Here is a 13,702-nt window from a genome sequence, read left to right as displayed (position 1 = left end):
CCGACGGCCCCGATGCGTGGCAGCGAAATCAGCTCAACGACATACGCGACCACATCCTGAGCGGCAAGCCGCTTGCGATGCGAGACGCCACCACGTCCGGTCACGGCATCGGCAAATCGGCCGAAACCGCGTGGATCATTCTCTGGTTCTGCAGCACCCGCCCGCACTGTGCCGGACGCATCACGGCCGGTACGCAGGCGCAGCTGAACAGCACGACCTGGCGGGAGTTGTCGGTCTGGCATCAGCGCGCGATCAACAAGCACTGGTTCAACTGGACGGCCACCCGTTTCTACGCCATTGAGAGCCCTGAAACGTGGGGCGTGACGGCGATTGCGTGGAGTGAGAACAATTCGGATTCGTTCGCCGGCTTGCACGCCGAAGACGTGCTGGTGATCTACGACGAAGCCAGTACCGTGGCGGACGTGATCTGGGAGGTCACCGAAGGAGCCATGACGACCCCGGGGGCGTTCTGGTTCGTGTACGGCAACCCGGTGCGCAACACCGGCCGTTTCCGCGAATGCTTCCGAGGCATGCGCCATCGCTGGAATACGCGACAGGTGGATTCGCGCACTTGTCGCATGACCAACAAAACCGAGATTGAGCAGTGGCGCGAAGACTATGGCGAAGACTCGGATTTCTTCCGAGTGCGGGTGCGCGGCGAGTTCCCGAGGGTATCTGAAAGCCAGTTCATTTCAGACGAAGAGGTGACGGAGGCGCAAGAGCGCACCCAGGACCCTCGGGTGTTTGCGCATTACCCGCTGATTATGGGCGTGGACGTGGCGCGATTCGGCAACGACCAGTCGGTGATTACGCTGCGCCAAGGGCCAAAGATTCACTATCAGTACGCCTATCGAGGGCTGGACACCATCGAGGTGGCGGACAAAGTGCGCGACCTGTACCTCGACAAAGGCGGCGTGGCCGCAATCTGTGTTGACGGCCCCGGTGTGGGCGGCGGCGTGGTCGATCAGCTCAAGCGGTTTAAGTTGCCGGTGATCGACGTTCAGCCCGCTGGCACCGCTCCGGCACCGGCGGAGTTCGTCAACATTCGCGCGTGGCTGTGGGGGCAAATCAAAATCTGGCTCAAGGACGCCGACCTGCCCGCCGGCGACCGCGAACTCAAGGACGACCTCACCAGCATCGAGTACGGCTACGACAAGAAGCTGCGCATTCAGATGGAGTCCAAAAAGGATATGAAATCGCGCGGCATACCGTCGCCCGATAAGGCGGACAGTCTGGCATTGACGTTTCACCCGATTGATTCGGTCGTTCGCCCCAATCGAATGGCCCGCCCAGTCGCCCGTCGAGGCAACTGGGCCGCACACACGTAGGAGCACGCATGGCAATTCTCGAAACCAACAAGCCGGTCAGTCTGACGCAACGAGAGGTGGCGGTTGTGCTGGCGCAGGCCGTCTCCAAAAGCGGACTGGTCGAGGTGGGTGAGCGGTTCCGGAACGACGTAAACGGCATCCAGATCGACCCGATTCTGTTCGAGGCCAAGGTCACCGACCGGCACCCCGGCGTGCGCCTGCAGTTTGCGATTCGCGGCGGTTACGGTGTGACCTTGAACGTGAGCTTGAGAGAGTTTGAAGCCGCGCCGGTGGAGTGCGTGCAAGGGCTGTTCAAGCAACTGAACGGCATCATTCAGGACGCGCACCGTCGTCGCCACACCCGCCGAGAGAGCAACGCTGCCCTCTATCACGCATTGACACAAGGGGTTGCCGCGAATGGCTAGTCTTGGCCTGATGCAGTACCGATCTGCCGCCGAGTTGCGCGACGATGAGCTTCAGGAGGCGCAACGTCTGGCCGATGCCGAGGCGCGCCGCACCGCCGTGTTTGAAAGCTCGCTGGCCTCGCACATTCGGCGTTCTTGGGAAGAAGCCAAGATGGCCAAACAGGAGGTGGAACAGCGCCTGCTGGATTGCCTGCGCCGCCGGAAGGGCGAGTACGACCCGAGCAAGCTGTCGGCCATCAAAGGGGAGGGCGGCAGCGCCATTTACATGATGCTGACGGCCACCAAATGCCGGGCCGCCGCGTCGTGGGTGCGCGACATTCTGATGCCGGCCAGCGAGAAACCGTGGGGCTTGAGCCCGACGCCGATTGCCGACCTGCCGCCTGAATTCGTGCAGCCGGTGTTCCAGCAATTCATGCAGCGGGCGCTGATGGAAGCCCAGCAATCGGGCGAGCAGCCCGACCCGCAACAACTGATGACCGCTGCCGAGGCGCACATTCGCCACGCGGTTCAGGAAAAAGCGCAGGAGGCCGCCGAGCGGCACGAAGAGCTGATTGCCGACCAGCTGGCCGAGGGCGAGTGGGACGACGCGCTGGAAGCGTTTATCGACGACTTTGCCACCTACCCCGCCGCGTTCATTCGCGGGCACAACTTGCGCCGCGTGTCGGCCTTGGCGTGGCAAGCCGGCTGGAAGGCCGTCAAAACCAAAGAGATCAAGCCGGAGTGGTATCGCGTCAGCCCGTTCGATATGTACCCCAGCCCGGACGCCACCAGCATCGACGACGGGGCGTACATCATCGAGCGCGCCCGGATGACCCGCGCCCACCTGAACAAACTGATCGGCGTGCCGTCGTACAACGCCGACGCGATCCGCGAAGTGTTGAGCGAGCACGGCCAGACCGGCCTGCGCGACTGGCTGTGGACCGACGGTGAACGGGCCGAGCTGGAAGGGCGCGGACACGAATGGCTGACCCGCGGCCAGACCATCGACGCCCTGATTTATTGCGGCGGGGCGCAGGGCACCAGCCTGCTGCAGTGGGGGGTGGATCCGAGCGAAGTGGACGACCCGCTGGCCGAGTACGAGGTGGAAGCCACGCTGATCGGCCAGCATGTGATTCGCGTCAAGTTCAACCGCGACCCGTTGGAGCGTCGCCCGTACCACAAGGCCAGCTTTCAGCCGATCCCCGGCTCGTTCTGGGGCATGGGCATTCCCGAGCTGATGGCCGACATTCAGGACGTGTGCAACGCCACCGCCCGAAGCCTGGTGAACAACCTGGCCATTTCGTCCGGCCCGCAGGTGGAGGTGTACGAAGACCGACTGGACCCGACCGAAGACCCCACCGAGATGTACCCGTGGAAGGTGTGGCGCACCAAAGACTCCAACGTGACCGGCAACAACCCGGCGGTGCGCTTTTACCAGCCCACGAGCAACGCCGCCGAGCTGCTGGCGGTGTACGAGAAGTTTGAGATTCGCGCCGACGACGCCACCAACATTCCGCGCTACACCTACGGCAACGAGCGCGTGGGCGGGGCCGGCAGCACAGCCACCGGCCTGTCCATGCTGATGGAGAGCGCCAACAAGGGCATCAAGGACGCCATTCGCCACATCGACCGGGGCGTGATTCGCCGCGTGATCGAGGCGCTGTGGCTGCACAACATGCAGTACAGCGACGACCAAAGCATTAAGGGCGATGTGAGCGTCATCCCGCGCGGTTCGTCGGCCATGCTGATTCGTGAGCAGACGCACCAGATGCGCTCGCAATTCCTGCAGATGACCGCCAACCCGATTGATATGGGCATCATCGGCCAAGAAGGCCGGCGCAAACTGCTGGCGTCCATTGCTGAGAAGCTGGATTTGCCCGGTGCCATTCCGTCCGAAGACGAGATGGAAAAGAACATGGCCGCGCAGAACGAGACGGGGCAGATGATGCAGGAGCTGGACCGCATCATCAAGCAGGCCGAGGCGCAGGAGAAGTCGGCCGAAGCCGAGAAAGCCATGGCCGAAGTCGATGAAACGCGGGCTGAGGCGCAGCGCACACAAACCCTGACCCCGTTGGAGGCCCGCAAGATGCTGGCCGAGATTCTGAACATGATGCAAGGCGGACAGCATGAACGAGCACGACTGGAAAGCGCTGGCCCGAATCGCCAGCACGCCGGATGGCCAGCACCTGCTAACCCTGCTGCGACGGCTCCGAGAGGAATGCCGGGACAAGCTGGAAATGGCGGACAACCCGCTGGGTACGGGCCGCCTGCAGGGCCACGCGGAGGCGTATAAGAGCCTGGCCGAGCAGCTTGAAAACGCCCGCGAGGTAATCGAAAAACGCTTTACCCGCAACTGACCAACGCCCGATTCGTCGGGCCTCACACAAAAGCCGCTTCACCAGCAATGGGAGGCGGTTTTTTTGTGGGCGAACGCTCAGTGCCAGCGGCCACTGGCACCTGAATCCGTGACCCTTAATCGTGAACCCCGGGTTATCCGGCTCACCGCGCAATGAAGCGCACAGGAGTTGAAATGTCATCACTACCGAAGTCCATCCAGCAACAGATCGAAGACGCACAGCGCCACTTTGAGCCCGTCGAGAACCCCGAGGAAACCGCCCCGGCTCCCGACGCGCCTGTTGCACCGGAGACTGACGCGCAACCCGCAGCCCCCGAGTCGAACGCCGACGACGACAAGCGCTCCCCCGCCGACGAGCCCCCGCGCTCGGAAAGCTACTGGGAACACCGCTTCAACGTCATCAACGGCAAGTACGCCAAAGAGGTGCCTGCGCTGCGTGACGAGATCAAGCGCCTGACCACGCAGCTTGAAGAGAAAGATCGCCAGCTGGCGGAGCGGACGACCGCGCCGACCAACAACCCGGGCGGTCTGACCGACGAGCAGATTCAGGCGGGCAAAGACGAGTTTGGCGAGGATTTTGTGTCGTTCGTGCAGCAAATGATCGACAGCAAAGCCGCCCCGGCGAACGCGTCATCGAAGGTGGACGAGTTGGAAAGCAAGCTGCGCCAGCTCGAAGAACGGGACCAGCAAAAAAGCCAGGCGTCGTTCTGGGCGGTTTTGCCGGAGCTGGTGCCCGACTGGAAAGACGTGAACGCCGATCCCGCGTTCCACACCTTCCTTGCCCAATTTGATCCTCAGACCGGAGAGCGGCGCCAGGACGCACTCACCGCCGCGCAACAAGCACTGGATGCCGACGAGGTGGCGAAGATTTTTAACGCCTTCAAGAACAGCCGGCCAGCCCCTCAACAGCCTCAGATCCCGGAAGACCAGATCGACCCGCAAGTGAGCCGCACCAACGCCCAAGCGCCCCAAGGCGCGAAAATCTGGACAGGTGCGGAAATCAAGCAGTTCTATCAGGACAAATCGCAGGGAAAACTGAGCGCGGACGAGGGCGAGCGGCTGGAAGCCGACATATTCCTTGCCCAAAAAGAAGGCCGCATCCGATGACGGAGCGGCCAGGGCACTCATGATTGAGAGGTAATTATCATGGCAGGTCCAACCCGTGCCGTAGGGCACCCAGATTATTCCAGCACCAGCGCCTCGGGCTTTATCCCGTCGGTGTGGAGCGGCAAGATGATCGAGAAGCTGTACGCGCGCACCGCGTTCGCAGAGGTGGCCAACACCGACTACGAAGGCGCGATTAAGGCGCACGGCGATTCGGTTCAGATTCGCACCACCCCGAGCATCGTCATCAACGATTACGAAGTGGGCGGCGGTCTGACGTATGAGAAGCCGGTCAGCAGCAAGGTCGAGCTGCAGATTGACCAGGCCAAGTCGTTCAGCTTTGAAGTGAACAACGTGGACGAGCACCAGGCGGACATCAAACTGATGAACAACTGGTCCGACGACGCCGGTCAGCAGATGAAGATCGCCATCGACAAGAACATCAGCGCGTATGCGTACACGGAAGTGGCCGCCGAAAACGCGGGCGCAGCCGCCGGTGTGGAGTCGGGCAACATCAACCTGGGTGCCGCCGGTGCGCCCGTGTCCATCACCAAGGCCAACATTCTGGACGTGTTGGTGGATTGCGGCACCGTCCTCGATGAGCAGAACGTACCGGACGAGAATCGGTACATCATGCTGCCGGCGTGGATGAACGGCATGCTCAAGAAGTCCGATCTGCGCGACGCCAGCATCATGGGCGACGCCACCTCGGCGTTCCGAAACGGAAAGATCGGCATGCTCGACCGCTTCACCGTGTACGTCAACAACAACATGAGCAAGGTTGTGGACGGCACCACGGCGAAGCAGTGCACCAACATCATCTTTGGCCACAAGAAGGCGCTGACCTTCGCCAGCCAGATGACGGAAATGGACACGCTGCCAAATCCAAACGACTTCGGTCAGTTGGTGCGCGGCCTGAACGTCTTTGGCCGCAAGGTCATCGACCCCAACGCCATCGGCCACCTGTACGCGCAGGCCGGCTAACCCACCTGAGAGCCGCCCTACGGGGCGGCTTTCTTGCTTCTAACGGAGAGCACCCATGGACACGACAACACTGATCGACAAGATCGCCAAGGCGCGCACCAAGGACGACTTGGAAGCGCTGGGCATCGAGCACCTGGGCATTGATGTGGATAAGCGCGAAACCAAGGACGCGCTGCGCGCGAAATTGTTGCTGCTGGCCGAACAGCGTCAGACCGAGAACCTCGACGAACCCGAGCCGGACGTGGCGGGCGAGGCGATTGCGGACGCCGCCCCTGAAGCCGATCCCGAGCCTCAAGCTCCCGCCCCGCAGGTTGCCGAACCAGCGCCTTCGACGGGCTACAAAGGCAAGCTGGGGCGCAACAAGCGCACGGGCCGAACGCTGCCGTGGACGCCGGACATGGCGAAGTACAGTCACATGGAAGAAGTGGGGTAAACCATGGCCGTCACCGTTGCGGTGCTGATGGATCGGGCGAAGCGCATTCTGCAGGAAATCGGCGCAGAGGGCATTCGCTGGACCAATGCGGAGCTGGGCGACTGGCTCAACGAATTCTACGTGGCAGCGGTGGCCATGAAGCCGTCTGTGTCTACGGTGAACGAGGAACTGCAACTGGTTGCCGGCACCAAGCAGTCGATTCCGGCGGGCGGCGAGCGCTTGCTGGACGTGATTCGCAACACGGTCGGCGCGATGCCGCCGGTGTTTGTGGCCACGCGCCGGGAACTGGACACCGTGCGGCGCACCTGGCACAGCGATGAGGCGACCACGGCGATTGAACGCTTCGTGTTCGACGAGCTGGACCCGCGCCACTTTTACGTGTACCCGCCGGCGGCCGCAGGCGCTGCGATTGAGATTCTGTACGCCAAGGTGCCGGACGCCCACGACACCGCGCAGGATTACAGCGTGTTCGGTCAGGAGTCGTTTCGGCTAAGCGATGCCTACGTGCCCGCCGCCGTGGATTACCTGCTGTACCGCGCCTTCAGCAAGGACGCGCAGACCGGCACCAACCTGAACCGGGCGCAGCTGCACCTCAATCAATACCTGTCCCAGCTCACCGGCAAGGCGCAGGCCGATCAGATGGCCTCACCCAACAGCCCGGACACTTCGGCCAATCCCCCGGGGAGATAACGCATGACGCAGGACGAACTGATTGACCAAGTGCTGCTGGACATCCCGGGCGCGCCCCGCGCCACCGTGCGCGACCAGCTCAAACGCATGGCCCGAGAGTTGTGTCAGGCCGCGGACGCGTGGGTGCATCGCGGCTATGTCGTGGTGGCCGCCCGGAGCCATTACCCGCAACTGATTGTGCCGGAGGGGGCCGAGCCCTTGCGCATTCGCTCCCTGAAAGCCGGGGATCGCGTGCTGCGCCTGGGGGCGGATTACCGGCAACCCGAGCCGGGGCGCGTTGAAATGCTGCGCCAGCCGGACCGAGACAGCCTGACCGGCGAACTGGCGTGCCGTCCGACCACCACCGAGCCGCTGCCGGAGTCGCTGCTGAACGACTGGGCCGACCCGATTGGCAACGGCGCACGCTGGCGCTTGCTGATGATGCCGCAGCCGTGGAAAGACCCCGCCCTGGCGGCGCACTACCACACGCAGTACCGGGCCGGCGTTCACGACGCCAAACAGGCGGCCACGCTCGGCCACGCTCGCGGCGGTGCCCGCGTTCGCCCTCGCCCTTTCATCTAACAAGGTGTGCGCATGAAGCTACAGCACGCAGCGTTCCGAGGGGAAATTCCGATCCTCGACCCCCGGCTGTTGCCCGAGAACAACGCGCAGGTGGCGCGCAATCTGGATTTGCGTCGCGGTACACTGCGCCCCCAGCGCGACACGCTGGCGGCCGGACAGCTGCCGGCAACGATCAACCCGGCCAACCTGTGGCGGTACGACCAAGGCAACGCCGGAGCGGGGCACTGGTTCTCATGGGGGGCCGAGTACGACATTGACGTGGTGCGCTCCCCAGTGGCCAACGACGCCTACGCGCGGGTGTACTGGACCGGCCAAGGCGCACCCAAGATGAGCACTCTGGCGATTGCGACAAGTGGCAGCGGGCCGTACCCGTCCAACTGGTACGACTTGGGGGTGCCGGCGCCCTCGTCGTCGCCCATTGTCAGCGTGCCCGCCGGTCGAAGCGAAATACCGGATACGGCGGTTGAGGTGGTCTACGTGGTGACCATGGTGACCGAGTACGGCGAAGAAGGGCCGCCCTCAGACCCGTCTGGCACCGCGATGCGCTGGGATGATGTCAGCGGTGCGCCGCCCTCGGGGCATCTGGACGTGGCACTGCCGCCGGTCCCGCCGGGCGATCACAACATCACCAAGAAACGGCTGTACCGCGCCGAGAGCGGGGGCGTGTACCAGCTGGCGGCCGAAGTCACCGCCGCAACCGCAAGCGTCTCCGATACCACCTTGTCCGAAAACCTGGGGCTAGCGCTGGCCAGCACGTTCTGGGACGGACCGGGCCCGTCGATGACCGGGCTGACGCTGTTGCCCGGCGGCATCTTGGCGGGCTTTTTCGGCAACACCCTGGCGTTCTCCGAAGCCTACTTGCCGCACGCGTGGCCTACCGGCTATCAGCTGGCGTTTGACGACCCCATTGTGGCCATTGCCGCCGTCAGCGGTGGGCTGGTGGTCACCACCACGGGCCAGCCGTGGCTGGTCACCGGTTCGTCGCCTGAAGCCATGGCGCAGATGGAGCTGGACGTGAACCAGCCGTGCATTGCCAAGCGCTCCATGGTGGACATGGGCGGTTACGCCTTGTACGCCGGGTACGACGGCCTGGTGGCCATCGGCGGCTCCGAGGCGCAAGTCATCACCAACACCACGCTGACCCGCGAGCAGTGGCAAGCACTGTCACCGAAAACCTTGCACGGGTATCGCCACGACGGCGCGTACCTGGGCTTTTACGACGGCGGCTCGTTTCGGTTCACGCCCGGCGCCGGCATCGAATTCTTTGAGGTGCAGGCCAGCGGCGGCTACTACGACGTGGCCGAGGACATTCTGTACCTGATTCAAGGTGCCAACATCACGCAATGGGGGGAGGGTGCGCCGCTGGCGTACACCTGGCGCTCCCGCGTGCACGAGCTGCCGCCGGGCTCGGCTGCCTTTACGTGCGGCCAGATCATCGCGGACAGCTACCCGGTGCGCCTGCTGGTGTACGCCGATGGCCTGACCGTGCTGGATTTTGCCATCCCGTCGGGGGCGATGTTCCGGATGCCAGCCGGGTTTGCGCTGCGCCGAGAATGGGAAATTGAGCTGCAAGCCACCTCGGAGATTCGTTCTGTGCAACTCGCCACCAGCCCTGTGGAGCTTGTTTGATGACAGCTAAACGCCGCCGCACCCTGCCGCCGGTATCGCCCAAGGTTGCCGCCGAGCTGCGCCCGCTGGTCACCGCGATTGCGGAAATCATCGAAACCGGTGAGGGCGTCCGGGGCGACCCGCTGGATCGGAAGCTGACCCTGCGCGACCTGTTGGACAGCGGCATTGGCCGCTTGCGCCCCGGCGCGTCGTTGTCGGGGCCGGGCGGTTTGCAGCCGGGCTCTGGCGTGCCAGACCTGAGCACGCCGCCCCAGCCGGTGGGCTTTGAGGCGGTGGCCGCGTTTGACGGCGAGGTGTTCCTGACGTGGGATGCGCCGCAAGGGCTTTACGGCAACCACGCGCTGACGAACATCTACCGCGCCGAGTCGGACAACTTTGCGAACGCCGTGCGCATCGGCCAAGAGCCGGGCATGTTCTACATCGACAACGTGCGAGCCGACACCGCGCAGAAGACCTATTACTACTGGATCACCTTCACCTCAACGAGCGACGTTGAAGGCCCGACCAACGCCACCGCCGGCACGCCGGTGACCACCATTCTGTCGCCCGAGTACATCATCGAGCAGATTGCGGGGCTGATTGGCGAGAGCGAACTGGCCAACGAGCTGTTGACGCCGATCCAGTCCATCCCGACCATCCAGCAAACGCTGGACGATCATGGATTGCGCATCCCGTCGCTGGAAACTACGGTGGGCAACCACGCCATTCAGTTGCCGACCATGCAGGGGTTACTGGACGACTACGGTCCTCGAATCGCGGCGGCGGAAGGGGAGCTGGTCGATCACAACAACCAGTTCACCAACCTCGGCGCCTCGCTGGCCAACGCCGAGCTGGACATCATTGCCAATGCGGACGCGTATGCGTCGCTGGATACCCGCGTCGTTGCGACGGAAACCAGCCTCTCGGCCCAGGCCGGCGAGATCACCGCGCTGCAAACCACGCTCAACGACCTGACGGTATCGGCGTTTGACGCCAACACCAACTACGCCATCGGGGAGCTGTTTCGACACGACAACGTGGTGTACGAAGTGGTGGCCACGCAAACACCGCCGAACGCCACGCCGCCGAACGCCACGTATTATACGGCGCGCCCGGATTACGAAACGCTGGCGGACACCGTGTCGGCCAACTCGGCGGCGGTGGCGGCGCTGGATACCCGGGTCACCCAGACTGAAAACGACATCACCGCGCAGGCCACCGACATCACCCTGCTGGAATCGGACATGGCCACGGCGCAGGGCGACATCACCGCCAACGCCAACGCCAATTCGGCGCTGTCCACCCGAGTGACCACCGCAGAGAACAACATCACAGCGGCCTCCGGCGACATCACCACGTTGCAAAACAGTCTGGCGACCACCGACGGCAACGTAACCACCAACGCCAACGCCATTCAATCCCTGCAGACCGATGTCAGCAGCATCAACGGAGTGATTACGTCGCACTCGACGGACATCACCCAGCTGCAGAACGACCTGACAGCTACCAACGGCAACGTAACCGCCAACGCCGGGGCGATCAGTAGCCTCGACACCCGGGTGACGGCTGCCGAAGGGGACATTTCCTCTCAAAGTACCCAGCTGACCAGTTTGACCAACTCACTGGCGATCACCGACGGTAACGTGACGGCCAACGCCGACGCGCTGCAACTGCTCGACAACCGGGTGGTGCAAACCGAAGACACGCTGGTGGCCCACAACAGCTCGCTCACCCAGCTGCGCACCGACGTGGACAATCTGGACGTGGACGGCAACGCGCAGGCGCTGAACCAGCTCACCACGCGGGTGGAAACCAACGAACAGGATATTCTGGCCACTGCGCAGAACGTCACCAGCCTGTCTACCACGGTGGGCGACCACACCTCGGCGCTGCAACAAAAAGCCGAAGTGCAGGTGGTCACTGACCTGCAAGGGGAGGTGCAGTCCATCCAGTCGAAGTACACCTTGAAACTGGACGTGGACGGCTACGTGGCCGGCATCGGGCTGATGAACGACGGCGCAACCAGCGAGTTGGTGGTGGCCTCGGACGCGGTGTACTTCATCGACCGCGGCCAGTCGATCACGGCGTTCAACCCGCAGACCAATTACCCGAGCATGGCTGCGCTACGCAACACCCAGTTCGTGTTCGGCTACGCGCAGGTCGAGGGCCAGAAACGCTTTGCCATCAACGTGCCGGCGTACATCCCGCAGTTGTACGTTGAAGCTGGGATGCTCAAAGACCTGACGGTGACCCGCGCCAAGATTGCCAATCTGGCAGTGAATGGCGCCAAGATCGACATTGCCGACATCTGGGAGCTGAACATCGGCAACGAAGTGCGCTCCGTACCGTTTACGTCCGGCTCGCAGGGCTGGCGCATCGCCAAAGACGGCACGGCGGAGTTCAACAACGTGACGGTTCGCGGTCACGTGGAAATGGAAACCGGCTACATCTCCGACCAAGTGCAGATCGGCGGGGTGGTGCAGTACCGCAGCTTTGCGCCCGGCAACTTCATTCGCAACGGCCAGGCCACGCTGTCGTATTCCGTCGGCATGACTAACGCGCATTACCTGAACGACGGTGTGCGGGCCATTTCGGGGAATTATTGGGAACTTCCTGCTGGCGTTCAATATTTGCAAGCGGATTTAGGCGAGGAAATTTTTGTCAGCGAAAGCCGGATGTTTTTCTACGCGCTGGATGGGCGAAAGTATTACATGGCGGTTTCGGTGTCGAGCGACGGCGTGACGTGGGAGTACGTTTTAGGTTCTGGTCCCGCCGACGGAGGCCCGGCCACAGGGTTTGAGTTCTCCCGGGTTGAATTTGGCGGCTACCAGGCCGGCTTTGAATTCCCTACGATCACACCTATTGGCAAATTCACCCGTTATGTCCGGGTGTGGATGAACGGCAGCACCGCCAACGCCGGCAACCACGGCTACGAATGGGAGTTGTACGGCGCGGGCGGCGGGGGTGAAGACCCCTACGTTTCCCACGTCGGCAAGCGGTCAAACGAATGGACCCGCGCCGGCTCCACCCTCATCAACGGCAACAAGATTTACACCGGCGATGCGTATGTGGATACGTTGCAGATCAAAGGTAATGCGGTCACTGTGCCCCTCCAAGCTAAAAACCCGTCTTGGTACATACCCCCAAGGCCTAGTGGCGGAGGGTGGGCGACCCTCGTTTCTCTAAGGGTGAGACATTACCAGTCCGGGAACTTTCCAGTGTTGCTCGTGTTCGGCTGCAAAGGGTTCACGTACAACAACAACAACCCCACCACTTGGTCTGTCCGCGTAATGTATGGGTCAACCCAGCTAGGGTACATCGCATTCGACGTGCCGGACAGCGCAGCCTCGGCGTACTACGAGACAACATCTTTGTTAGAGCACTTGCCGGACAACGCTTTAGTGCGCATTGAGGTTCACCGCAATTCATTCAACGATATACATCGCTACATTGCGTTCATTGCTGGCATAGGGTTGCGGAGGTAACTGGTGTGCGAAAGTTTGTAATCTCAGACGAGCGCGGGGTGATTTTTGCGGAGCACGTCTGCCTTAACCCCCCACAAGCTGGGGCTGGACAGAGCGCCCAAGAAGTCCCGTTAGATTTCGATGCCGCCGCGCACTGGTTTGACGGGACGGAGTTTCACGCCCGCCACCCGCTAACCCTCACCGTCAGTGCCGCGCAAATCACCGCCGACGGTATTGATGAGTGCTTGATTTCCGGCATCCCTGAAGGCACCACGGTGATCTGGCCCGATGGCCAGAGCGACGCAGTGACCGACGGCGAGGTGCGTTTTTCGGTGGACTTACCGGGCACTTACACCTTGGCCTTCGAGGCGGTGCCGTACTTGACGCAGGAGGTGACCGTTGAAGCGATCCCTGCAACTTAATCCCGATAACCGCCCGGCAACCTGGGAACAAATCAAGCGCTGGCGCGACACCCACGAGATTGCCCCGGTCGCCACCAGCTTCGGCGTGTTCGACTGCGACGAGCGCAGCGACGCCCGCATGGCCGGTTCCATCGAGCAGTTCGACAACTTGCCCACGCTGCAGGAGGGCAAGCTGACCTGGAAGCGGGCGGACAACACCTACGTCGCACTGACCAAGGCCGAGCTGGAGCAGGTGTACGCCGAAGTGAAAACCAACCGGGCGGCCCGGGGCGCGGTGCTCCACGTCAAGGCCGAACAATTCTGGCAAACGAACCCCGCGCCGACCCCGGCGCAATTGAGTGATCTTTCCTTTTGGCTGGAGGAATAGCC

At 62.8% G+C, this 13,702-nt stretch carries 12 protein-coding genes; all 12 read left to right on the top strand.

What is annotated here, in order from left to right:
* Positions 1–77 precede the first annotated feature (77 nt).
* The 12 genes from Q9245_RS01825 to Q9245_RS01770 all read left to right on the top strand — a co-directional run bounded on the left by Q9245_RS01825 (position 78) and on the right by Q9245_RS01770 (position 13,700).
* Positions 78–1,328, top strand: a complete 1,251-nt coding sequence (locus Q9245_RS01825) for a terminase (protein ID WP_305895560.1) — start codon at positions 78–80, stop codon at positions 1,326–1,328.
* A gap of 8 nt (positions 1,329–1,336) precedes the next feature.
* Positions 1,337–1,732, top strand: a complete 396-nt coding sequence (locus Q9245_RS01820; RefSeq protein ID WP_305895559.1) for a hypothetical protein — start codon at positions 1,337–1,339, stop codon at positions 1,730–1,732.
* Positions 1,725–4,004 carry a hypothetical protein gene (locus Q9245_RS01815; RefSeq protein WP_305895558.1) on the top strand — a complete coding sequence of 760 codons (2,280 nt, stop codon included), beginning with the start codon at positions 1,725–1,727 and terminating at the stop codon, positions 4,002–4,004. The genes Q9245_RS01820 and Q9245_RS01815 overlap by 8 nt, the downstream gene beginning before the upstream one ends.
* Positions 4,005–4,241: 237 nt before the next feature.
* Positions 4,242–5,174 (top strand): hypothetical protein, encoded by a 933-nt coding sequence (locus Q9245_RS01810; protein WP_305895557.1) that lies wholly within the window; start codon positions 4,242–4,244, stop codon positions 5,172–5,174.
* Positions 5,175–5,213: 39 nt separating this feature from the next.
* Positions 5,214–6,155, top strand: a complete 942-nt coding sequence (locus Q9245_RS01805) for a P22 phage major capsid protein family protein (RefSeq protein WP_305895556.1) — start codon at positions 5,214–5,216, stop codon at positions 6,153–6,155.
* Positions 6,156–6,210: 55 nt separating this feature from the next.
* On the top strand, positions 6,211–6,588 hold the full coding sequence (locus tag Q9245_RS01800; RefSeq protein ID WP_305895555.1) for a hypothetical protein: 378 nt from the start codon (positions 6,211–6,213) through the stop codon (positions 6,586–6,588).
* 3 nt (positions 6,589–6,591) lie between these two features.
* Positions 6,592–7,278 carry a DUF6682 family protein gene (locus Q9245_RS01795; protein WP_305895554.1) on the top strand — a complete coding sequence of 229 codons (687 nt, stop codon included), beginning with the start codon at positions 6,592–6,594 and terminating at the stop codon, positions 7,276–7,278.
* A 3-nt stretch (positions 7,279–7,281) separates the two neighbouring features.
* The gene (locus Q9245_RS01790; protein ID WP_305895553.1) at positions 7,282–7,839 is read left to right on the top strand and encodes a hypothetical protein; all 558 of its coding nucleotides are present in this window, start codon (positions 7,282–7,284) and stop codon (positions 7,837–7,839) included.
* Between the two features lie 12 nt (positions 7,840–7,851).
* On the top strand, positions 7,852–9,468 hold the full coding sequence (locus Q9245_RS01785) for a hypothetical protein (protein ID WP_305895552.1): 1,617 nt from the start codon (positions 7,852–7,854) through the stop codon (positions 9,466–9,468).
* Entirely contained in the window at positions 9,468–12,932 is a 3,465-nt protein-coding gene (locus Q9245_RS01780) for a hypothetical protein (RefSeq protein ID WP_305895551.1), read from the top strand. The genes Q9245_RS01785 and Q9245_RS01780 overlap by 1 nt, the downstream gene beginning before the upstream one ends.
* A 5-nt stretch (positions 12,933–12,937) precedes the next feature.
* On the top strand, positions 12,938–13,333 hold the full coding sequence (locus tag Q9245_RS01775) for a hypothetical protein (protein ID WP_305895550.1): 396 nt from the start codon (positions 12,938–12,940) through the stop codon (positions 13,331–13,333).
* Entirely contained in the window at positions 13,311–13,700 is a 390-nt protein-coding gene (locus tag Q9245_RS01770) for a DUF4376 domain-containing protein (protein ID WP_305895549.1), read from the top strand. Before Q9245_RS01775 ends, Q9245_RS01770 begins: the two co-directional genes overlap by 23 nt.
* Positions 13,701–13,702: the final 2 nt, after the last annotated feature.

Source organism: Marinobacter sp. MDS2, assembly GCF_030718085.1.
Taxonomy (GTDB): domain Bacteria; phylum Pseudomonadota; class Gammaproteobacteria; order Pseudomonadales; family Oleiphilaceae; genus Marinobacter.
Note: the sequence above shows the minus strand (reverse complement) of the source record. Positions and strands in the feature narration are given on the sequence as shown.

Coding starts and splice junctions, on each gene's coding strand:
- Q9245_RS01780 (WP_305895551.1), top strand. CDS start 9,468: ATGACAGCTAAACGCCGCCGCACCCTGCCGCCGGTATCGCCCAAGGTT.
- Q9245_RS01785 (WP_305895552.1), top strand. CDS start 7,852: ATGAAGCTACAGCACGCAGCGTTCCGAGGGGAAATTCCGATCCTCGAC.
- Q9245_RS01825 (WP_305895560.1), top strand. CDS start 78: ATGCGAGACGCCACCACGTCCGGTCACGGCATCGGCAAATCGGCCGAA.
- Q9245_RS01795 (WP_305895554.1), top strand. CDS start 6,592: ATGGCCGTCACCGTTGCGGTGCTGATGGATCGGGCGAAGCGCATTCTG.
- Q9245_RS01815 (WP_305895558.1), top strand. CDS start 1,725: ATGGCTAGTCTTGGCCTGATGCAGTACCGATCTGCCGCCGAGTTGCGC.
- Q9245_RS01800 (WP_305895555.1), top strand. CDS start 6,211: ATGGACACGACAACACTGATCGACAAGATCGCCAAGGCGCGCACCAAG.
- Q9245_RS01790 (WP_305895553.1), top strand. CDS start 7,282: ATGACGCAGGACGAACTGATTGACCAAGTGCTGCTGGACATCCCGGGC.
- Q9245_RS01820 (WP_305895559.1), top strand. CDS start 1,337: ATGGCAATTCTCGAAACCAACAAGCCGGTCAGTCTGACGCAACGAGAG.
- Q9245_RS01805 (WP_305895556.1), top strand. CDS start 5,214: ATGGCAGGTCCAACCCGTGCCGTAGGGCACCCAGATTATTCCAGCACC.
- Q9245_RS01810 (WP_305895557.1), top strand. CDS start 4,242: ATGTCATCACTACCGAAGTCCATCCAGCAACAGATCGAAGACGCACAG.